Origin of the sequence: Nonomuraea sp. NPDC005692 (genome assembly GCF_040631115.1) — a bacterium.
Taxonomy (GTDB): Bacteria; Actinomycetota; Actinomycetes; order Streptosporangiales; family Streptosporangiaceae; genus Nonomuraea.
On sequence record NZ_JBEXYU010000027.1, the window covers coordinates 93,382 to 112,834 of the forward strand.

Here is a 19,453-nt window from a genome sequence, read left to right on the forward strand (position 1 = left end):
GCCTGACCACCCTGGGTGACAACTTTAAGCAAGCCCCAGCCGAAGGGCTCCTTCGATCCCCACACCCCCGGGGACATGTGAGAGGAGTCACCCAGAGTGAACAGCACGTTCAAGTCGGGCACGATCGCCGTATTAGCGGCGGCGGCCCTTACCGCCTCGATGACAGGCGCCGCCGGCGCCGCCTCGAAGGCGCACTTATCCACCGCGGCGACCACCGTCGCCAGGACCGAACCCCCGGCGTTCGCGCCGGCGGACCCCAAATCGCGCGACCGCGCGAAAGTGAACGCCGACGCGGCACTCGCCGCCGGCGCCGAACGCCTGCACAAGGGCTCCGGCGACGCCTTCACTCTCTCGTCCAACGTCGCCGGAACCTACGGCCTGCAATATCTGACCTACGAACGCACCTACAAGGGCCTGCCCGTCTACGGCGGCGAGGTCGTCGTGGGCACCGACCGGGCCGGCCAGGTGATCCAGCAGGTGGTCACCGGCCAGACCGCGAAGATCAAGGTCGGCACCGAGCCCTCGGTCACGGGCCGGCAGGCGGCGGCCACCGCCGGAGCCCTCCTGCCGCAGGTGGACGAGGTGACCACGGCGAAGCTGGTCGTGCACGCCACCAGCGCCACGCCCAAGCTGGCCTGGCGGGTCCAGGTCGCCGGGCGGACGGCCACCGGCAGGCCCAGCGTCCTCGACGTGTTCGTGGACGCGCGCTCCGGCTCGCTGATCGACAAGTTCGACAAGGTGCACGAGGGCACCGGCCGCGGCTTCTACAACGGCACGGTGACGATCGACACCAGCGGCTCCGCCGGCTCGTACCGGATGGTGGACACCACCAGGCCGGGCCTGCAGTGCGGCGGCCAGAACGGGTCGGCCTACACCAAGAGCAGCGACTCCTGGGGCAACGGCTCGGGCACCGACCTGGAGACGGCCTGCGTGGACGCGCTGTACGCCGCCCAGATGGAATGGAACATGCTGCGCGACTGGCTGGGCCGCAACGGCCACAGCGGGACGGGCCGCTCGTTCCCCATCCGGGTCGGGCTGAACGACGTCAACGCGTTCTGGAACGGTTCGTACACCACCTTCGGTCACAACCAGGCCGGCAACCAGCAGGCCACCCCGATGGACGTCGTCGGCCACGAGTTCGGCCACTCCGTCTTCACCAACACCCCCGGCGGCGACAACGGCAACAACGAGGTCGGCGGCCTGAACGAGTCCACGGGCGACATCTTCGGCGCGCTGACCGAGGCCTACGCCAACAACCCGAACGACCCGCCGGACTACCAGGTGGGCGAAGAGGTCAACCTCGTCGGGAACGGCCCGATCCGGTACATGTACAACCCGTCCCAGGTCGGCGACCCCAACTGCTACAGCACCGCGATCCCCACCACCGAGGTGCACGCGGCGGCCGGGCCCCAGAACCACTGGTTCTACCTGCTGGCCGAGGGCAACAACCCCGGCGGCGGCAAGCCGAGCAGCCCGATCTGCCAGGGCGGACCGTCCTCGGTGACCGGCATCGGCATCCAGAAGGCCGGCAAGATCTTCATGGGCACGCTGCAGGCCAAGACGCAGCCGTGGACCCACGCCAAGGCGCGGGTGGCCTCGCTCAACGCCGCCAAGGCGCTGTTCCCGAACAGCTGCGTGGAGTTCAACGCGGTCAAGTCCGCCTGGGACGCCGTGAGCGTCCGGGGCACCAGCGACCCGACCTGCGTGGCCAACCCGGACACCTTCTCGCTGCAGGTGAGCCCCGGCTCCGGCGCGGCCGACCCGGGCGGCGCGGCCGCCACGACCCTGAGCACGGTGACGACCGGCGGCAACGCCCAGCAGATCCAGCTCAGGACGGGGACGCTCCCGGCGGGCGTGACCGCCCAGTTCAACCCGGCCACCATCCAGTCGGGCCAGTCCTCCACGCTGACCCTCAACGTGGCGGCGAGCGCGGCTCCCGGGACGTACACCGTGCAGGTGATCGCCCAGGGCACGGCCCAGACGCAGACGCAGAACTACACGCTCACCGTCAACCGGCCGATCCCCGACCAGTTCTCGCTGACGCTCAGCCCCACGTCGGGGTCCGTGGACGCGGGCGGCAGCACCGCCTCGACGCTGACCACCACGACCACGAGCGGCAACGCCCAGCAGATCCAGCTCAGGACGGGGACGCTCCCGGCGGGCGTGACCGCGCAGTTCAACCCGGCCACCATCCAGTCTGGCCAGTCGTCGGCGCTGACGCTCGCGACGGCGTCCTCCGTGCCGGCCGGGACGTACACCGTGCAGGTGATCGCCCAGGGCACGGCACAGACGCAGACGCAGAACTACACCCTGACCGTCTCCCGGCCCGGTGACCCGGACGCGTTCTCCGTCCGGCTCGACCCGGAGGCGGGCACCGCGACGGCCGGGGGCACCGTGGCCACCACGGTGAACACGGCGACGACCGGCGGGCAGCCCCAGCAGGTCACGCTGTCGGCCACCAAGCTGCCGAACGGCGTCACCGTGGCCTTCGACCCGGCCACGATCCAGTCGGGCCAGTCGTCCAGGCTGACCTTCACGGTGGCCTCGACGGCGAAGAACGGCACGTACCCGATCACGGTGACGGCCACCGGCACGGCGCAGACGCAGACGGCGAGCTACGCGCTCACGGTCACCGGCGGCACGCCGGCGGGCGACTTCACCGTCGCCGCCGACCCGTCGTCGGCCACCGTCACGGCGGGCGCGACGGCGACCACCACGCTGAACACGCAGGTCACCACCGGCCGGCCGATCCCGCTCACGCTGGCGGCCGACGGCGTGCCGCCGGGCGCGACCGTGACCTTCAGCCCGTCGTCCATCAACTCGGGTGAGTCGTCCACGGTGACGGTGACCACGTCGTCGAGCACGCCGGCGCAGACGTACACGATCACTCTCAACGCGAACGGCGCCGCCAGCCACGGCACGTCGTTCTCGCTGACGGTGAACGGTGGCGGCGGCGGTGACACCTGGCAGGAATGGCACGCCTACAACGCCGGCGACGAGGTCACCTACCAGGGTGTCCGCTATCGCTGCGTGATCGCCCACACCTCTCAGCCGGACTGGACGCCCGACGTCGTACCGGCTCTGTGGCAGCGGATCGGATGACGGTCCGCCCAGTGCCCCACGTACCCGGGGGGTGACTGAGGGCCGGAGCGGAGGGGGTCCCACCGGACCCCCTCCGTTCTGGTTTCCGGACGCTCCGGCATGGTTTGATCATGTTCGTGGCCCTTCAGTAGGGTGGGCGCCCCGGTCGCCTGTTCTGGGTGGGAGTGCCCGTGCGCCGTTACCGCTTCGGCCTGGTCGCGATGCCCGTCGCGGTGGCCTACGTGGCCCTCGTCGCCGGCCTCGGGGTCTTCGCGCTGGTCACCGGCGAGGTGTCCCCGCTCTGGTTCGCCGTCGTCCGCTCGGGGGTGTCCGGTCCGGCCGCCTCCCCAGGGATCGTGCTGCTGCTGGTGCTGGTCGGCGCGGTGCAGGGCTGGGTCTACTGGCAGGTGCTGCGCGGGCGCCGGCGCGACGCGCGGCCGAGCCCCGACCGCCGGATCGCCCTGTTGCGCGCCGTCCTGTACGCCGGCATCGCCCTCTCCCTGCCGCCCTTCTCCCTCCTGTACTCCTGGGACGAGCCGGTCGGCACCGGGGCGCTGGTCACCCTGCTGCTGGTCCAGGGGGCGATGGTCTGGCTGTTCTCCGTCGCGGTGGGGGGCGCCCTTCCTGCCTGGGCGCGGATCCTCATGCTCGTCCTGGGAACGGCGGACGTGGTCGCCGGCCTCGGTCTCACCCTCTCGCAGGCCCTGCTGTTCAAGCCCGGCATGATCTTCTTCGACATCGCCCTGCTCGGGGGCGTGCCGGGGGTGGCGTGGCTGGCGCTGCTGCTGACGGCTCAGGCCCAGGATCCGCGCTGGAGCCGCGCGACCGTGGCGATGGGCGTTCTGTCGCTGGTCACGTCGTTCGTCCGGCCGACGTCGTTCGCGTCCTCTGACGCCACGCCGCTGGAGGTGCTGAGCTTCTGGCTGCTCCTCGCGCTCGGCATCGTCGGCCTGGGGTGGCAGGCACGCTCGGCGCACGAGCTCGCCGGGCCGCCCGCGTCGCCGTTCGGGCCCCGGCGTCCGCCCGCGCGGATCCCGGCCCGGCCGTGGTGGCCGGTCGCATCGGCGGTGGTGCTGCCGCTGGTCCCGGCGGCCGTCAACCTTGCGAGCGGGATGCCGTTCTGGATCGGACCGCGGGGCGCGGTCGAGCAGGTGGTCGCCGGGGGCGCCGTCAGCGTGCCGGCGGCGCTGGCGTGGCTGGGGCTCGACCTGCTCGCGGGGGTGGGCGGGGTCGCGCTGGTCGTGCTGGTGGCCGTCCTGCGCGGCACCGTCCGCCTGGTGCGGGCGACGGTGGCGGCGCTGGTGGTGCTGGCCGCCGTGGGCGTGGTCAGCGCGCTGACCGCCGCGCCGCCCGGGCCGTCCTCGGGCGACCTGGGGCTGTATCCCGACGGCCTGTTCGCCACCGGGCCGGCGGACGAGCCCTCCTTCGGGCTCTCGCCGCTGTGGTTCAGCGCCGCCTTCCTCGCCTCCGCCGTCGTCCTGACGCTGCTTGTCGTACGGACCGACTCCCGGCCATAACTTTCACCGCGTTCCCTGCGTCGAACACCACATGAGACGCTTCACCACCGCCACGCTCGTGGCCGGGCTGCTGCTGGCGGGCGGGGCCGCGCCGGCGCTGGCCGGCGAGTCCGCCCCGGTCCGTCGCTGCTCGGCCGCCCAGCTCCAGATACGCCTGGGCACGATCGACGCCGGCGCGGGCAACAGGAACGCGCCGCTGGTGTTCACCAACGGCTCACGCACCGCCTGCACCCTGTACGGCCACCCCGGGCTGATCATGATCGACAAGCAGGGCGACACCCTCCGCACCCGCGTCCGCCGCGCCGCCGGCCCCAAGCACCGGGTGACGGTCCGACCGGGCGGCAGCGCCCGCACCACCCTGCACTGGACGGTCGTCGAGACCGGCGCCGAGACCGCCTGCCCGAGCCCCGCCCGCCTGCTGGTCATCCCGCCGGACGAGCGGTCGTACCTCGACGTGCCCTTCGACGCCGGCCAGGTGTGCGACGGCGGACGGCTCGACGTCACCCTGCTGGCCTGACGACCTCGCGGGGGCGGGTCAGCGCAGCAGCACGTTGACGACGACCGTGAGCACGGCCGACAGCAGCAGCGAGATCAGGATCATCGCCAGACAGCCCGGCCAGCCGCCCAGCGGTCGCACGTCCCAGTTCCCGAACCTCATCCCCGGCCCCTACCCGGGGCGGCCGGGGTCGTACCCGGGCCGGGGCAGAGGTCAGAGGCCGGCGACGAAGTCGAGGGCGACCGCCCAGGCGCGTTCGGCGGCCGGGGCGTCGTAGTCGGGCAGGCCGGGGTCGGTGAACAGGTGGCCGACCCCCGGGTAGCGGAAGACCTCGACGTCGGCCCCCGCCCGGCGCATCTGGAGGTACCAGGCGTTGAGCCAGTCGACCGGCTCGTAGAAGTCGGGGTCGGCGACGTGCAGCTGCACCGGCAGGTCGTCGGCGGCGGCGCTCTCGGCCATGTCGGAGGTGCCGTGCATGAGCAGCAGGCCCTGGGAACGCTCGTCGCCCAGCGCGAGGTTCTGGGCGATGGCCGCGCCGAGGGAGAAGCCCGCGTAGACCAGGCCGTCGCCGGACAGCGGGGCCGCCGCCGTGATGGCCCGCTTCAGCAGCTCCTCGCTGCCGATCTCCTCCTTGATCGCGATGCCCTCCTCGGGCGTGTCGACGACGCGGCCGTCGTAGAGGTCGGGGACGTGCACCTCGTGCCCCGCCCCCCGGAGCCTGTCGGCGGCCTGGTGGACGGCGGGCCGCAGGCCGTACATCGAGTGCAGGAGGAGAATCCGCGCCATACGCGCAGCTTAGCGGCCGTGGGCGAGTGCGCCCGGCCCGGCCGCGGCGGGTCAGCCGTCCTGGGCGGGCAGGTCGTGGGCGGTGAACATGTCGATCAGCAGACGGACGGGCAGCCCGGCCTCGGTCGGGTAGCGGAACTGCCGGTCGAGGTCGAGGCTGTAGCGGTTGCGGCGGCCGATCCGCTCGCGGGTCAGGTAGCCGGCCTGGTAGAGGTCGGAGACGATGTTCTGGACGGTGCGTTCGGTGACGCCGATGCGGGTGGCGATGTCGCGCAGCCGCACGTCGGGGTCACGGGCGATCTCCACCAGCACGCGGGCGTGATGGGTCAGGAACGTCCACGTCGCCGGATGGTCTTCAGGGTCGGGCACAGCCTCTGACGCTTTCTGCCTGGACGTCCCGGATCCGCGGGGCGGGACGAAAATGCTTACATGAAGATCCTATGACGAAACCTCTTTCCTGTAACCCTCTTCGCCCCTAACCTTGGGTCGTGGGGCGGACCTGACGCCGTCCCGACCGGCCAGGCCCACTTGGGGAACAACAGATGTCCGTCACCCAGACGCACCTTGCCGCCACGTCGAGCGCCACCACCAGGCCGCCATGTCAGTGCTCGACATGAGCTGCCGGCCGGTTCCGGCCGGCGTGCTGGTCACGGTTTCCGGTGAGCTCGACGCCACCAACGCCGATCGCCTGGAGTCCGCCATTCGCGACGCCCATCGCCCCGGCCGCTCCCTGGTCCTCGACCTGGGCGAGCTGACCTTCATGGACAGCAGCGGCCTGCACGTGCTGCTGCGGGCGCACGACGACGTCCGCGACGCGGGCGGGAGTCTGCGCCTGGCCGCCGTACGGGACATCCCGGCCCGCATCCTGGAGATCACCGGGGTGTGGGACAGGCTGCACATCCACGCCGGTGTGGAGGAAGCCGTCGGAGCGGCCGCGGACGCCATGTCTGATCGGCTGCCGGATGATGTGGAGCGGTTGTGATGCACCTGGCCAGCAGCTACCTGCCGGGAATCACCGTGATCACGGTGGCCGGCGAGGTGGACGCCACCGCCTCCGGCCACCTGGAGACCTACCTCGACCAGGTGCGCCGCAGTCTGGACGAGCACCTGATCATCGACGCGCACCGGCTGACGTTCCTCGACAGCTCCGGGCTGTCCGTCCTGCTCGCGGCCGCCACGCTGGCCCGCGCGCACGGCGTCGACGTGCACCTGGCCGGTCTCCAAGCCACGGTGGCCCGGCTGCTGGAGATCACCGGCACCGTCGAGCTCGTGACGATCCACGACCGCGTCTCCCAGGCCGTCACCGCGGTGGAGGCGCTCCGGGACGCCGGGCCCGAGGAGCCCGGTGAGCCCGCCGAGCCTTCCGAGGCCGTCTGACCTTCGCGTGGCCGCCGGTCGTCATCGACGGCCGCCGAACTCCCAGTCGTGCACCTCGATCCCGGCGTACCGGTCGGCGGTGAGGACCGCGCGGGCCGCGTCCGCGTCCGGCGCCCGGACCAGCAGCGCGGTGCCGACCCAGGTGGCGCCGTCGTCGGACAGCAGCGGCCCGTACGCGATCAGCTCGTCGCCGTCGGCCGGCGGGACGAGGTCGGCGGGCTGCCCGGAGCCGAGGCCCAGCACCAGGTACCGGTTGCCGCCCTGCCGGCCGCCGGGGAACTCCCACATGGTGCGCCCCAGCACGTTGCGCCAGCGGCGGAGCAGCACGTCGCGGTAGACCCCAGCCTGGTAGTTGGGCTCGTCGAAGGCGAACGCCCGCGCGGCGGCGGGGTCGGGCAGGTCGACGATGTGCACGCTGCCGGTGGCCGCGTCGGTGTCGCGGTCGAGGGTCGGGCCGCGGGCGATCAGTTCCGCTTCGTACCGGTCCATGTAGGACCAGTGTGCTTCCCCCAACTCCTTGCGCAGGGGGCCCGATCCGGGACGGTCACGGTGGTGGCAGAAGAACTCCATGCCGAGAGTACCTACCACGTGACCTCCTCCCGGTCACAACCGGCGCACGGCCCGGCGGCTCAGCCCAGCATCTGCTCGACGAGGTCGGCGGCGCGGGTGGTGCCACCCTCGGCCCGCGCCTCCGCCTGCAGGCGCGTCAGGCGGCGGGCCACCTCCGGGTCGCCGGTCAGCTCGGCCAGCGCGGCGCGCAGGGCCTCGGCCGTGGCGTCGGGGGTGTCGATGCGGCGGGCCACGCCCAGCTCCACGAGCCGGTCGGCGTTGGCGAACTGCTCGGCCCCCTGCGGGACGGCGATCATCGGCACGCCCGCCAGCAGCCCCTCGCAGCAGCCGCCCATGCCCGCGTGGGTGACGAACGCGTCGGCCTGGTCGAGGATCGCCCGCTGCGGCACCCACGGGTGCACCTCGACGTTGGACGGGATCTCGCCCAGCTCCCCCACGTCGGTGTACTTGCCGATCTGCAGCACGACGTGCCAGCCGGGCAGGTCGCCGAAGGCCGCCAGGCACCGGCGGTAGAACTCCGGCTGACGGGTGTAGGCCGACCCCAGGGAGATCAGCAGGACGTTCTCGGCGTCGCCGGGACGGCTCCAGCCGCCCTGCCCGCGCAGGTCGTGACAGGGGCCGACGAAGGTCACGGTGGCGGTGTCGACCTGGTCGGCGTGCGGCTGCATCGCCCGCGGGATCAGGGCCAGCGCGCGGGGCGGATGGCCGGAGAAGGCGTCGACGTCGGTGGTGGTGGCGCCGGATCCGGCGAGCCAGCCGGCGAACCTGGCCCGGTAGGCGTCGGCTCCCGGCAACTGCCACAGCTGCGCCGCCACCTCCTCCTGGTAGCCCTTCCAGGCCACGAACGTCGGCGACAGCTGCAGCAGGGGACGGCCCTGCGCCTCGGCCAGGGCCCGCGCGGCGTAGGCGCCGATGTAGTACAGGTAGAGGTCGGCGGGGTCGTGGTCGTAGGCGGCGCGCAGTTGCGGGAGCGCCTGGACGGCGTCGTCCAGGAAGAGGCCCATCGCCGCGATGGGGTCGTCGGGCCAGTCGTTGTCGGCGACCGGCAGCGTCGAGGAGCACGGGACCAGCTCGGCGCCGGTGCCCGTGACCAGGTCGCCGACCGCCGGGTCGTTGGCGTACGTCACCCGGTGGCCGCGGGCCACCAGCTCGCGGACGACCTCCAGGCTGGGCAGGACGTGGCTGACGGCGGGGATGCCGACCATGGCGATGTGGGCGCGGCGGCGGGACATGGGCGAATCACTCATTTCGGGTTCTGCGCGGCGGGACGGGTGCTGGACGGCGGGTCAGGCGCGGCGCGCGCCCGGGGCGGCGGCCTCCAGGTCGGCGACGCTGCCCGACATGATCGTGCGCACGTGTTCGGTGATGTGCTCGGCGGGCCAGTCCCACCAGGCCACCGCGAGCAGGCGGGCGACGTCGTCGGCCGGGTAGCGGATGCGGATGAGGCGGGCCGGGTTGCCGCCGACGATGCCGTAGTCGGGCACGTCGGAGGTGACCACGGAGCCGGCGCCGATGATCGCGCCGTGCCCGATGCGCACGCCGGGCAGCACCGTCGCGCCGTGGCCGAACCAGACGTCGTTGCCGACGACGGTGTCACCGCGGTTCGGCAGGCCGGTGAGCAGGTCGAAGTGGTCGGACCACGAGCCGCCCATGGTGGGGAAGGGGAAGGTCGAGGGGCCGTCCATGCGGTGGTTGGCGCCGTTCATGATGAACCGCACCCCGGCGCCCAGGGCGCAGAACCTGCCGATGACCAGCTTCTCCGGGCCGTAGTGGTAGAGCACGTTGCGGGTCTCGAACGCGGTCGGGTCGTCGGGGTCGTCGTAGTAGGAGAACTCCCCCACCTCGATCAGCGGGGACTTGACCAGCGGTCGCAGCAGCACCACCCGTGGCTGGGCGGGCATCGGGTGCAGGACGGTGGGGTCGGCGGGGACGCGGGCGTTCATGGATCTCTTCCTTCCGCCACTGCTAATGCGACAACTTGTACATTAAGATGGTGGCATGCCGACGTCCGCCTCGCAAACGGGAAAGGCAACGATGACGCCCGAGAGCCCGTCGCCCGGCCCGCGCCGCCGTCCTGGTGGCCGTACCGGTCGCATCCGCGCGCAGGTTCTCGACGCGGTCCGCGCCGAGCTCGGGGAGCACGGCTTCGACGGCCTGACCCTCGACGCCGTCGCGGCCCGCGCGGGCGTGCACCGCGCGACGGTCTACCGGCGCTGGCGGGACGTCGGCGGCCTGCTCGCCGACGTCCTGGAGGCGACGGGCGACGACGACTGGGAGCCCCGGGACACCGGCTCCCTGCTGGGCGACCTGGCGGCGCTCAACCACGAGAACCAGGCGGCCATGACCGCGCAGCCGTCGATCGCCGCGGCCCTGATCGCCGCCTCGTTCCGCTCGGAGGAGGCCGCCCGCGGCTTGCGGCGGCTCTGGGAGGACCGGTACACCCGCTGCGAGGTCATCGTCAGGCGGGCGGTCGAGCGGGGCGAGCTGCCGGCCGGCACGGACGCGCGGCGACTGCTCGTCGCCGCGACCGCGCCGCTCTACCACCACCTGGTGCTCCTCCGCACGCCCCCCGACCCGGACCTGCCGGACCAGGCGGCGCGGACGGCCGCGCTCGCCGCCGCGGCCGGCGCCTTCGCCCCTCCGCCGGAACAGTGAGCCCGGGTCGCGGTCAGGACGAGCCGGGCCGTGCGGGGTGAAGGTGCGGGCGAGGGTTCAGGCGTGGGCGGCGGGCTTGCCGGCGGGCTGGAACCTGAAGGAGACGGCCTCCATGAGGGCCTGGTGCTTGGTGTTCTGGAACGCGGCGATCTTCCAGCCGCCGTCCGCCTGCCGGACCATCGTGTAGGTCTGGATCTTGTGCAGCTTGCCGGGCTTGCCCTTGTAGGTGTCGCCTCGGGTGACGACGAGGGCGGCGTCGGGGCCGGCGGGGCGGATGCCGACGGTCTCACTGGCCAGCCTGGTGCCCTTGACGAAGCTGTCGAACAGCACCTGGTGGGCGTCGCCGATCTCCCGGGCGCCGGTGTAGAGGGTGCCGACGTACGTGATGTAGGTGGCGTCCTCGGTGAACAGGTCGCCGTACGCGCCGCCGTCGGCCCGGTTCCAGGCGTCGGCGAGACGGTCGAGCACGGAGGTGATGGCGGCGGCGTCGGCGGCGGTGAGGGTGTTGCTCATGGGCGTGGCCTTCCCCAGATAGCTTCTCGAAAGCATTTGCTTCTTAGAAGATTTATCTTCTCTAAAGAAGAGATTAGAAGAGGGGTCGGCCACTGTCAACTCTCGGGAGCGTCCCCGGCGCGAGAGGCCGTGCCGGGGAGCTCGGGATCGGGAAGGCGCGAGGTCAGGGGCGGGAGAGCGCCGGGACGGCCGCGCGGCCGGTGCGGGCCGACTCCTGCGCGGCCAGCGCGAAGGCCAGGACCTCCCGGCCCTGCTCGCCGGTGAGCGTCGGCGGGGTGCCGTTGAGCAGGGCGTCCACGAAGTGGCGGCCCGACCGGACGAAGCTCGTCTCCCAGCCGGTCGGCATGTCGTCGTAGCCGGTGGTGACGCCGTCGCGGTGCAGGACGACCGGGGCGACGTCCAGCATGCGGCCATGGCCGCGGGTGATCCAGATGACGCCGCGGGTGCCGGTGATCTCCACCCGGTCGTCCTGGGCGTAGTGCACGGTGTCGAGCTTGAGCTCCGGCGAGTGGACGACCTCCAGTGCGCCGACGGCGCCGTCGGGATGCGTCCAGCTCACCATGGACGGCGCGTCGATCAGGCCGTCGTAGCTGCTGCCGACGAAGGCGTGGACGCGGTCGGCCATGCCCAGGAAGTGCCAGGCGATGGCGAACTTGTGGTGCCCGTCGTCGAACACCAGCGGGCCGCCGCCGCACTGCTCGGGATCGACCCGCCAGGCGCTGGCCGCGGCGGGCACCTCCCAGGCGGTGGGGCTCCAGCCGGGGTTGGACTTGAGCCGGATGCTGCGCACGTCGCCGATCTCGCCGGCCTCGACGAGCTGCTTGGCCCGCTGGACGGGCGGGTAGAAGACGAAGTTCTCGAACACCTTGAAGACGACGTCGCGCTCGGCGGCGCGGGTGATCATCGCGTCGGCGTCGGCCAGGTTCGTCGCCATCGGCTTCTGCAGCGAGACGTGCTTGCCCGCGTCCATCGCGTCGAGCGTCACCTGGGCGTGCAGGTGGTGGGGGACGAGGATCTCCACCATGTCGACGTCGTCGCGGGCGAGCAGTTCGCGGTAGTCGGCGTGCCGGTCGCGCTCGGCCACGCCCCAGGCCGCCCCGCGGGTGTCGCGGTTGCCGGCGACGGGGTCGCAGACGGCCGTGATCACCGCCTCGGGATGTTCCAGGTACGCCTGCGCGTGCAGGTCGGAGATGCGGCCGCAGCCGATGATGCCTACGCGGATCACTGGGACTCCTGAATCTCTTTCTAGCCCTTGACCGCCCCGGCCGTGAGGCCGGCGATGAAGTGCTTCTGGAAGGCGATGAAGATGGCGATGGTGGGAAGGCTGGCGAGCACGGCCATGGCCGCCTGCACGCCGTAGGCGATGGAGAACTGGCCCTGCTGCTGGAGGATGCCGACCATCACGGTCCGCATGGTGTCGGAGCGGGTGAAGACCAGCGGGTAGAGGAAGTCGTTCCAGATGAAGGTGAACTGGAGCGTGGCCAGGGCCGCCAGCGCGGGCCGGGTCATCGGCAGCACGATGGAGGCCAGGATGCGCGGCTCGCCGGCGCCGTCGACCAGGCCGGCCGCCCGCAGTTCCATCGGCAGGCTGCGGAAGAAGTTGCGCATGACGAGCGTGCAGAGGGAGATGCCGTAGCCGGAGTGGACGACGATCATCGGCCAGAGCGTGTCGTACATGCCGGTCGCGTTGAACCCCTGGAACAGCGGGATCAGCAGGATCTGCGGCGGCACGAACAGCCCGGCCAGCAGGAAGAACCCGACGAGCTCGCCGAAACGGGGCCGCAACATCGCGATCGCGTACCCGGCCAGCGTGCCGAGCGCGACCGAGATCGCCGTCGCCGGGACCGTCACCAGGACCGAGTTGAGCAGGTAGCGCCCGGTGCCGCCGACGGCGAACGCCTGCAGGTAGTTGTCCAGGCTGAGGCTGCCGCTGGGGGCCCACAGGCCGTTGGCGGCGATGTCGGCGTCGGACTTCAGCGAGGTGTACAGCACGCCCAGGCAGGGGACGAGGAACACCACCGCGAAGCCCAGCAGGGCCGCGGCCAGCGGGGCCTTCGACGAACGTCTCCCCGCGGCGGCCGGGGCGGCCGGGATCGCGCCGCGGGTGGCCAGGGCGGTCTCAGGCATGCCGGTCCCTCCAGGCATTCCAGGCGAAGAACAATCCGATGATCACGATCGAGACGACGAACAGCACGATCGACACCGCGCTGCCGTAGCCGAAGTCGTAGGTCTTGAACGACACCCGGTAGGCGAGCACGGCCAGCGTCTCGGTCTGCCGGAACGGTCCACCGCCGGTCATGACGTAGACGATGTCGAAGCTCTTGAGCGCGTTGATCAGGCTCAGCGAGATGACCACGACGGACGAGGGCCGCAGGGCGGGCAGCACGACCGCGCGCAGCCGCTGCCAGGCGCCGGCGCCGTCCATGTGCGCCGCCTCGGTCAGGTCGCGGGAGACCGCGGTGAGCCCGGCCAGGAAGATGACCATGGCCAGCGTCACCTGCTGCCAGCCCCAGGCGACCATCACCGCCCACAGGGCCGTGTCCGGGTCCGCCAGCCAGGCGTGTGCCAGTGACCCGAGCCCGACGGCGTCGAGCAGGAGGTTGAGCAGGCCGTCCTCGGGCCGGTAGATCCAGAACCAGACCTGGCCGACCACCACGAGGGACAGCGCGAGCGGCAGGAAGAAGAACGACTTGATCAGCTTGGCGAACCGCGTGACGCGGTTGAGCGCCAGCGCCAGCGCCAGGCCGACGACGGTGGGCACCAGCACGCCCGCCACCGTCCAGATCAGCGTGTTCGCCAGCGCTCGCGCGAAGCTCGGGTCCGCGGCCATGCGGCGGAACTGGGCCAGCCCGACGAAGTCGCCGCCACCGACCGCCTTCCAGTCGGTGAAGCCGTGCGCGAAGGAGTACAGCGCCGGCCACACGACGGCGATGCCGTACGCGAGGAGCGGTGCGGCGAGGAATCCCCAGGCCCACCAGGTCCGCCGGATCGTCATCCGCGCGTACCTCCTTTCTGTCGAATCTTGTGAATGTCTCGGGCGGGTGGCCCCGGGCGCTCGGCGACGGCCCGGGGCCGCCGGTCAGGAGCCGGCGAACACGCCTTCGGCGGTGCTCTGGGCCTCCTGCAGCGCGGAGGCGGCGTCGGCGGGGTTGTTGACGAACTGCGCGAGCGCGTTGAGCCCGGCGTCGGACATCTCCGGGGTGGTCGCCAGGTCGTAGTTGAAGGCGAACACGGGAGCCTCGCCGACCACCTTGGCGGCCTTGTGCATGATCTCGTTCTGCTTGCTCAGGTCGGCCTTGGGGTTGGGCGCCAGCGCGCCCTGGGTGAGCGCGACGGCCTGCTGCGCCTCGGGCGCGGCCATGCAGGCGAGCACCTTCTCGGCCCCGGCCCTGCTCGCGGCGCCGGCCGAGATCGCGAACCCGTCCACCGGGCCGAGCGCGGCCTGCGGCACGCCGGGGGTGATCTCGGGGAAGGGGAAGAAGTCGTACCCTTCGCCCGCCTTGACCTGGTTGCCGTCCCAGTAGCCGCTGATCCAGGTGCCCATGAGGGTCATCGCGGCCTTGCCGGAGGAGACCATGTCGCCGGCGTCGGGCCAGTCGTAGCCGTTGGGGTTGTCGTTGAAGTAGCCCTTGTCGAAGAGCTGCTTCCACCGGTCGAACGCCTGGGTCACCTGCGGGTCGGTGTACTTGGCCTTGCCCGCCATGAGCTGGGCCCGGTAGTCGGGGCCGGCCGTGCGCAGCAGCAGGTAGTCGAACCAGAACTGGGCGGGCCAGCGGTTCTTGGAGCCCAGCGCGAACGGCGTGATCCCGGCGGCCTTGAGCTTGCCGGCGGCGGCCATCAGGTCGTCCCAGGTCTTGGGCATCTCGGTGATGCCGGCCTTGGCCATGGCCTTGGGGTTGTAGAACATGCCGACGTAGTGGTAGTCCAGCGGCAGCAGGTACTTCTTCCCGCCGTAGGTCGCCGCGGCCTTGGTCAGCGTCTCGGGGATGGCCTGGTCGAGGCCCGATTTGGCCCACATGTCGTCGAGCGGCGCCAGGCGCTGCTGGTCGACGAGGTACTGGGTCTTGGCGCCCGCCCAGTACGACAGCAGGTCGGGCGGGTTGCTGCCGGCGAGCTGCACCAGGATGGCGTCCTTGAACGCCTCCTGCTCGGCCGGGCTGTTCTTGATCTTCTCCCCGGACTGCTTCTGGCAGATCGACAGCACCTGGGCCATCGCCTTGCTGCCGCCCTCGTCGCTGAAGTAGTGGACCATGCTGACCTCGCCCTTGGCCGGGGAAGCGGAGCCCCCCGACCCGGCGTCCGACCCGCAGGCGGCGGCGAAGAGCGCCGCGGCCGAGGCCGCCGCCGCCAATTTGACCACGCGCCGCCGAGCGGCAACGCTGTTGTTCGTCATCCGTGGATCTCCGTGGGTGATGGTGGGTGGGCGTCGAACTTCGCGGGGACACGCCCGCCCACTTGCTGGGTGATTCGGAACGCGGCGACCGTGACCATCCGGCCGAGGTCGCCGATCCTCGCGAGGGTGACCCGCGAGGCGGGCCCGGAGATCCCGATGGAGGCCAGCGGGACGCCGTGCAGGTCGAAGATGGGGGCCGCCACGCATCTGACGTCGAGGTTGAGCTCCTCGTCGTCGATCGCGTAGCCGCGGCGGCAGACCTGCGCCAGGTCGGCGGCCAGGCTGTCGATCCCCGTGTGCGTGCGCATCGTGTAGGCGGTGAACGGGTCGGGCAGCAGCTCGGCCAGCTCTTCGGGGGTGGCGGTGCAGTACAGGGCCTTGCCGGTGGAGGAGGCGTAGATGATCGGCTGGGCGCCGATCTCGGTCTCGACCGTGATGCGGCCGCCGCGCTGCCGCTCCTGGGCGACGTACACGCCGCCGCCGCGCGTCCTGCGGGCCAGGTGCACGGCCTCGCCGGTGGCGGCGGACAGCTCGCGCATGATCGGTCCGGCGCCGGCGACGAGGTCCACGCCGCGCAGCACCTGGCCGGCCAGGGAGATCATCCGCGTCGAGACCCGGAAGATCTTGGTGGCCGGGTCCTGCTCGACGTAGCCGCGGTCCTCCAGGACGCGCAGCAGCCGGTGGACGTTGCCCTTGTCGGCGTTGACCTCGCGGGCCAGCGCGGTGACGCCGAGCCCTTCGGGGCGGCGGGCGAGCCCTTCGAGGAGGTCCAGCCCGGTGAGCAGGGCGCCCGCCGCGCGGGAGGCGGGCAGCGAGTCGGTGGTCGAGTCAGCCATGGGCGTAGTCAACCCGCCTTGTTGTGCGTACGTCAACTCCGTTGTTCCTTGCGCCGTCACATCGTCCTCCTCTCGTGACCTGGGCGGATGCTCTAGCAGACATCGAAGTCGGCGCCTTCGTGGGCCTGCAGCACGTGGTCGTGGTGCAGGCGCCGCCAGCCGCGCGCGGGCGGGGCCGGCGGGGTCCACTCCTCCCGCCTGCGTGCCAGCTCGACCGGGTCGACCAGGAGCGTCAGCTCGCCCGCCGCGGCGTCGAGCCGGATCAGGTCGCCGTCGCGTACCAGCGCGAGCGGGCCGCCGACCGCGGCCTCCGGGGACACGTGCAGGACGACCGTCCCGTACGCGGTGCCGCTCATCCGGGTGTCGGAGACCCGCACCATGTCGCGCACGCCGCTCCTGGCCAGCTTCGCCGGGATCGGCAGCGACCCGGCCTCGGGCATGCCGCCGCCGACCGGTCCCGCGTTGCGCAGCACCAGCACCGAGCCGGGCGTGACAGGCAGATCGGGGTCGTCGATCCGGCGGGCCACGTCCTCGGGCGACTCGAAGACGACGGCGGGACCCTCGTGCCGCAGCAGCTCGGACGTGGCCGCCGCCACCTTGATCACCGCGCCGTCGGGCGCGAGGTTGCCGCGCAGCACCGCCAGCGCGCCGGTGGGCCCGAGCGGGTCCGCGAGGGTGCGGATGGTGGTCTGCCAGCCCGCGGGCGGGGCGACGTCCGCCAGCCGGTCGCGCAGCGTGCCGCCCTCGATCACCGGCACGTCCAGGTCGAGCAGCGGTTCCAGCTCCTTCATCAGCACCGGCACGCCGCCGGCGCGATGCAGGTCCTCCATGTAACCGACGCCGGACGGCTTGCAGTCGACCAGCAGCGGCACCCGTCCGGCGATGGCCGCCACGTCGTCGAGCCCGAACGGCACGCCCGCCCGCCTGGCCACCGCCAGCAGGTGGATCACGGCGTTGGTCGAGCCGCCCAGGGCCATCAGCACGGTGACCGCGTTGGCCAGGGAACCGGCCGTCACGATGGAGGACGGCCGGCGCCCCGCGCGGGCGGCCTCGACCGCCACCCGCCCCGAACGGGCCCCGGCCCGCAGCCGGTCGCCGGTGGGCGCCGGCGCGGTGGCGGTGCCCGCCGGGCTCATGCCGAGCGCCTCGGCCAGGCACGCCATGGTGGAGGCGGTCCCCATGACCATGCAGGTGCCGCCGGTCGTGGCCAGGGCGCCGCGCACGTCGGCGATGTCGCCCTCGTCCAGCTCCCCGGCCCGGTGCCTGGCCCACATCGAGCGGCAGTCGGTGCACGCGCCGAGCCGGGTGCCGCGCCAGGTGCCGGTCAGCATGGCCCCGGCCACGAGCTGCACGGCCGGGACGTCCGCGGAGACCGCGGCCATGAGCTGGGCCGGCACGGTCTTGTCGCACCCGCCGGCCAGCACCACGGCGTCCATCGGCTGCCCCTTGACCAGTTCCTCGGTCTCCAGCGCGGCCAGGTTCCTGAAGAGCATCGAGGTGGGCGACATGAGGATCTCGGGCAGCGACATGGCGGGGAAGGTCACCGGCAGGCCGCCCGCCTCCAGCACGCCGCGGGCGACCGCCTGCACGAGCTGCGGCATCTCGCGGTGGCAGGTGGTGAACCCGCCGCTGGTGTCGGCGATGCCGACGACCGGCCGGTCGAGGTCGTGCTCGTCGTACCCGGAGGAGGCCAGGAAGGCCCGGCGCAGGAAGCGGCTGAAGCCCTCGTCGCCGTAGGAGGTCAGGCCGCGGTCGACGCCGCGCGGTTCGTCGCCGGTCATCAGGCCCCCCGGAGTCGCAGGTTGACGTACTTGGCGACGGTGTAGTCCGCCAGCCCCTCGGTGCCGCCCTCGCGGCCGAAGCCCGACTGCTTGACCCCGCCGAACGGGGCCTCCGCGGTGGCGATCGTGAGCTCGTTGACCCCGACCATCCCGGTCTCCAGCTCCTCGCCGGCCCGGAAGGCGGTGGCCAGGTCCTCGGTGAAGACGAACCCCGCCAGGCCGAACGGCGTGGCGTTCGCCCTGGAGATCGCCTCGTCGAAGGTGGCGAAGGTGCTGATGGGCGCGATCGGGCCGAACGGCTCCTCGACCATCACCCGCATGTCGTCGGACACGCCGGACAGCACGGTCGGCCGGTAGTAGTGACCGCCCGGCAGGTCGGCCGGGCCGCCGCCGGCCAGCACGGTGGCCCCACGGGTCACCGCGTCCTGGACCAGCTCGTGGACGGCGTTCAGCCGCCTGGCCGTGGTCAGGGGGCCGACGTCGGTGGCCGGGTCGCGCCCGTCGCCGAGCCGGAGCCCGCGGGTCTCGTCGGCGAACGCCTCGGCGAAGGCGCCGGCGATCTCCTCGTGGACCAGGAACCGGCTGGGCGAGATGCACACCTGGCCGCTGTTGCGGAACTTGGCGCGGGCGCACAGCCGGGCCGCGCGCTCGGGGTCGGCGTCGGGGAACACCAGGACCGGCGCGTGCCCGCCGAGCTCCATCGAGACCGACTTGATCCCGTCGGCGGCCAGCCGCAACAGCTCGGCACCGACCGGGACCGAGCCGGTCAGGCTCACCTTGCGGATCACGTCGGAGGCGATCAGACGGCGGGAGATGGCCGGGCCGTCGCCGGTGACCACGTTCAGCGCGCCGGCGGGCAGGCCGGCCGCGTCGGCGATCTCGGCGATGAGCAGCGTGGACAGCGGCGCCTCGGCCGGGGCCATGACGATCACCGAACAGCCGGCCGCCAGCGCCGGGGCGATCTTGCGGACCGGCAGCAGCGCGGGGAAGTTCCAGGCGGCGAACGCCGCGACCGGTCCCACCGGCTCGCGGCGGATGAGGATGCGGGTGTCGGGGTCGCGTGCCTCGACCGTCCTGCCGTAGACGCGGCGGGCCTCGTCGGCGTACCAGTCGAACTGGTCGGCGGCGGCCAGCACCTCGCCCTCGGACTGGGCCAGCGGCTTGCCCTGGTCGAGCGTCATGACCAGGGCGAAGCGCTCGGCCTGGGCCCGGATGCCGTCGGCGATGCGGCGCAGGATCCGCGAGCGTTCCCAGGGCTGCGTCCGCCGCCAGGTCGCGAAGCCCTCTGCGGCCGCGTCCAGGGCCAGGTCGAGGTCGGACGGGCGGGCGACGGGCAGCTCCGCCAGGAGCTCGCCGTCGGCGGGGTTGTGCACGGGGAACGTCTGTTCCGCCCGGTGCCAGGCGCCGGCCACGTACATCGCGGCGGGCGGGAGCGGGTGGTGGGTCAT

At 72.4% G+C, this 19,453-nt stretch carries 20 protein-coding genes; 6 read left to right on the plus strand and 14 right to left on the minus strand.

Translation table 11 applies throughout. The annotated features are described in order from the left end of the window. Positions 1-96: 96 nt before the first annotated feature. From ABZ459_RS38815 to ABZ459_RS38825, 3 genes are all read left to right on the plus strand, one after another. Positions 97-3,102, plus strand: coding sequence for a M4 family metallopeptidase (locus ABZ459_RS38815; RefSeq protein WP_357981567.1), 3,006 nt, complete (start codon positions 97-99; stop codon positions 3,100-3,102). A gap of 170 nt (positions 3,103-3,272) precedes the next feature. After that, a complete protein-coding gene (locus ABZ459_RS38820) occupies positions 3,273-4,598 on the plus strand; it encodes a hypothetical protein (RefSeq protein WP_357981570.1) in 1,326 nt (441 codons plus the stop codon). 31 nt (positions 4,599-4,629) lie between these two features. After that, the gene (locus ABZ459_RS38825; RefSeq protein WP_357981573.1) at positions 4,630-5,115 is read left to right on the plus strand and encodes a DUF4232 domain-containing protein; all 486 of its coding nucleotides are present in this window, start codon (positions 4,630-4,632) and stop codon (positions 5,113-5,115) included. Positions 5,116-5,133: 18 nt separating this feature from the next. Here the strand turns inward: ABZ459_RS38825 and ABZ459_RS38830 are convergent, their stop codons facing one another. Genes ABZ459_RS38830 through ABZ459_RS38840 form a run of 3 tightly spaced genes read right to left on the minus strand, consistent with a single transcriptional unit; the run spans position 5,134 to position 6,249 of the window. Continuing rightward, a complete protein-coding gene (locus ABZ459_RS38830; protein ID WP_357981576.1) occupies positions 5,134-5,256 on the minus strand; it encodes a hypothetical protein in 123 nt (40 codons plus the stop codon). Positions 5,257-5,307: 51 nt separating this feature from the next. Next, positions 5,308-5,880 carry a dienelactone hydrolase family protein gene (locus ABZ459_RS38835; protein ID WP_357981579.1) on the minus strand — a complete coding sequence of 191 codons (573 nt, stop codon included), beginning with the start codon at positions 5,878-5,880 and terminating at the stop codon, positions 5,308-5,310. A gap of 51 nt (positions 5,881-5,931) precedes the next feature. Beyond that, a complete protein-coding gene (locus ABZ459_RS38840; RefSeq protein WP_357981582.1) occupies positions 5,932-6,249 on the minus strand; it encodes a helix-turn-helix domain-containing protein in 318 nt (105 codons plus the stop codon). A 229-nt stretch (positions 6,250-6,478) separates the two neighbouring features. Here ABZ459_RS38840 and ABZ459_RS38845 point away from each other — a divergent pair, with 229 nt between their 5' ends. Further along, a complete protein-coding gene (locus ABZ459_RS38845) occupies positions 6,479-6,862 on the plus strand; it encodes an STAS domain-containing protein (protein WP_357981585.1) in 384 nt (127 codons plus the stop codon). Next, complete coding sequence (locus ABZ459_RS38850) at positions 6,862-7,257, plus strand: STAS domain-containing protein (RefSeq protein WP_357981588.1); 396 nt, start codon at positions 6,862-6,864, stop codon at positions 7,255-7,257. The genes ABZ459_RS38845 and ABZ459_RS38850 overlap by 1 nt, the downstream gene beginning before the upstream one ends. A 21-nt stretch (positions 7,258-7,278) precedes the next feature. Here ABZ459_RS38850 and ABZ459_RS38855 read toward each other — a convergent pair whose 3' ends face one another. From ABZ459_RS38855 to ABZ459_RS38865, 3 genes are read right to left on the minus strand one after another with little or no spacing between them, the layout of a single operon-like run. Then, positions 7,279-7,845, minus strand: a complete 567-nt coding sequence (locus ABZ459_RS38855; protein WP_357981591.1) for a YciI family protein — start codon at positions 7,843-7,845, stop codon at positions 7,279-7,281. A 41-nt stretch (positions 7,846-7,886) separates the two neighbouring features. Next, positions 7,887-9,074 carry a macrolide family glycosyltransferase gene (locus ABZ459_RS38860; RefSeq protein ID WP_357981594.1) on the minus strand — a complete coding sequence of 396 codons (1,188 nt, stop codon included), beginning with the start codon at positions 9,072-9,074 and terminating at the stop codon, positions 7,887-7,889. A gap of 39 nt (positions 9,075-9,113) precedes the next feature. Next, positions 9,114-9,770: a CatB-related O-acetyltransferase gene (locus ABZ459_RS38865; protein WP_357981597.1), complete on the minus strand. Its 657-nt coding sequence runs from the start codon at positions 9,768-9,770 to the stop codon at positions 9,114-9,116. Positions 9,771-9,861: 91 nt separating this feature from the next. Between ABZ459_RS38865 and ABZ459_RS38870 the strand changes: the two genes are divergently transcribed. Beyond that, positions 9,862-10,482 (plus strand): TetR/AcrR family transcriptional regulator, encoded by a 621-nt coding sequence (locus tag ABZ459_RS38870; RefSeq protein WP_357981600.1) that lies wholly within the window; start codon positions 9,862-9,864, stop codon positions 10,480-10,482. 57 nt (positions 10,483-10,539) lie between these two features. Here the strand turns inward: ABZ459_RS38870 and ABZ459_RS38875 are convergent, their stop codons facing one another. The 8 genes from ABZ459_RS38875 to ABZ459_RS38910 all read right to left on the minus strand — a co-directional run bounded on the left by ABZ459_RS38875 (position 10,540) and on the right by ABZ459_RS38910 (position 19,453). After that, on the minus strand, positions 10,540-10,995 hold the full coding sequence (locus ABZ459_RS38875) for an SgcJ/EcaC family oxidoreductase (protein WP_357981604.1): 456 nt from the start codon (positions 10,993-10,995) through the stop codon (positions 10,540-10,542). Between the two features lie 163 nt (positions 10,996-11,158). Continuing rightward, entirely contained in the window at positions 11,159-12,220 is a 1,062-nt protein-coding gene (locus tag ABZ459_RS38880; RefSeq protein WP_357981607.1) for a Gfo/Idh/MocA family oxidoreductase, read from the minus strand. 20 nt (positions 12,221-12,240) lie between these two features. Then, positions 12,241-13,122, minus strand: coding sequence for a carbohydrate ABC transporter permease (locus ABZ459_RS38885; RefSeq protein ID WP_357981610.1), 882 nt, complete (start codon positions 13,120-13,122; stop codon positions 12,241-12,243). After that, positions 13,115-13,990 carry a sugar ABC transporter permease gene (locus tag ABZ459_RS38890; protein WP_357981613.1) on the minus strand — a complete coding sequence of 292 codons (876 nt, stop codon included), beginning with the start codon at positions 13,988-13,990 and terminating at the stop codon, positions 13,115-13,117. Before ABZ459_RS38890 ends, ABZ459_RS38885 begins: the two co-directional genes overlap by 8 nt. Positions 13,991-14,074: 84 nt before the next feature. Continuing rightward, on the minus strand, positions 14,075-15,388 hold the full coding sequence (locus ABZ459_RS38895) for an extracellular solute-binding protein (RefSeq protein ID WP_357981616.1): 1,314 nt from the start codon (positions 15,386-15,388) through the stop codon (positions 14,075-14,077). Next, the gene (locus ABZ459_RS38900) at positions 15,385-16,224 is read right to left on the minus strand and encodes an IclR family transcriptional regulator (RefSeq protein WP_357981619.1); all 840 of its coding nucleotides are present in this window, start codon (positions 16,222-16,224) and stop codon (positions 15,385-15,387) included. The genes ABZ459_RS38895 and ABZ459_RS38900 overlap by 4 nt, the downstream gene beginning before the upstream one ends. Positions 16,225-16,316: 92 nt before the next feature. Next, entirely contained in the window at positions 16,317-18,005 is a 1,689-nt protein-coding gene (locus tag ABZ459_RS38905; protein WP_357981622.1) for a dihydroxy-acid dehydratase, read from the minus strand. After that, positions 18,005-19,453: an NAD-dependent succinate-semialdehyde dehydrogenase gene (locus ABZ459_RS38910; RefSeq protein ID WP_357981625.1), complete on the minus strand. Its 1,449-nt coding sequence runs from the start codon at positions 19,451-19,453 to the stop codon at positions 18,005-18,007. The genes ABZ459_RS38905 and ABZ459_RS38910 overlap by 1 nt, the downstream gene beginning before the upstream one ends.

Excerpts from the sequence above, each read along its gene's own strand:
- ABZ459_RS38890 (WP_357981613.1), bottom strand. The coding sequence starts at position 13,990 with ATGACGATCCGGCGGACCTGGTGGGCCTGGGGATTCCTCGCCGCACCG.
- ABZ459_RS38825 (WP_357981573.1), top strand. The coding sequence starts at position 4,630 with ATGAGACGCTTCACCACCGCCACGCTCGTGGCCGGGCTGCTGCTGGCG.
- ABZ459_RS38885 (WP_357981610.1), bottom strand. The coding sequence starts at position 13,122 with ATGCCTGAGACCGCCCTGGCCACCCGCGGCGCGATCCCGGCCGCCCCG.
- ABZ459_RS38900 (WP_357981619.1), bottom strand. The coding sequence starts at position 16,224 with ATGGCTGACTCGACCACCGACTCGCTGCCCGCCTCCCGCGCGGCGGGC.
- ABZ459_RS38830 (WP_357981576.1), bottom strand. The coding sequence starts at position 5,256 with ATGAGGTTCGGGAACTGGGACGTGCGACCGCTGGGCGGCTGGCCGGGC.
- ABZ459_RS38845 (WP_357981585.1), top strand. The coding sequence starts at position 6,479 with ATGTCAGTGCTCGACATGAGCTGCCGGCCGGTTCCGGCCGGCGTGCTG.
- ABZ459_RS38910 (WP_357981625.1), bottom strand. The coding sequence starts at position 19,453 with ATGACCCACCACCCGCTCCCGCCCGCCGCGATGTACGTGGCCGGCGCC.
- ABZ459_RS38870 (WP_357981600.1), top strand. The coding sequence starts at position 9,862 with ATGACGCCCGAGAGCCCGTCGCCCGGCCCGCGCCGCCGTCCTGGTGGC.
- ABZ459_RS38850 (WP_357981588.1), top strand. The coding sequence starts at position 6,862 with ATGCACCTGGCCAGCAGCTACCTGCCGGGAATCACCGTGATCACGGTG.
- ABZ459_RS38860 (WP_357981594.1), bottom strand. The coding sequence starts at position 9,074 with ATGAGTGATTCGCCCATGTCCCGCCGCCGCGCCCACATCGCCATGGTC.
- ABZ459_RS38905 (WP_357981622.1), bottom strand. The coding sequence starts at position 18,005 with ATGACCGGCGACGAACCGCGCGGCGTCGACCGCGGCCTGACCTCCTAC.
- ABZ459_RS38835 (WP_357981579.1), bottom strand. The coding sequence starts at position 5,880 with ATGGCGCGGATTCTCCTCCTGCACTCGATGTACGGCCTGCGGCCCGCC.
- ABZ459_RS38875 (WP_357981604.1), bottom strand. The coding sequence starts at position 10,995 with ATGAGCAACACCCTCACCGCCGCCGACGCCGCCGCCATCACCTCCGTG.
- ABZ459_RS38865 (WP_357981597.1), bottom strand. The coding sequence starts at position 9,770 with ATGAACGCCCGCGTCCCCGCCGACCCCACCGTCCTGCACCCGATGCCC.
- ABZ459_RS38895 (WP_357981616.1), bottom strand. The coding sequence starts at position 15,388 with ATGACGAACAACAGCGTTGCCGCTCGGCGGCGCGTGGTCAAATTGGCG.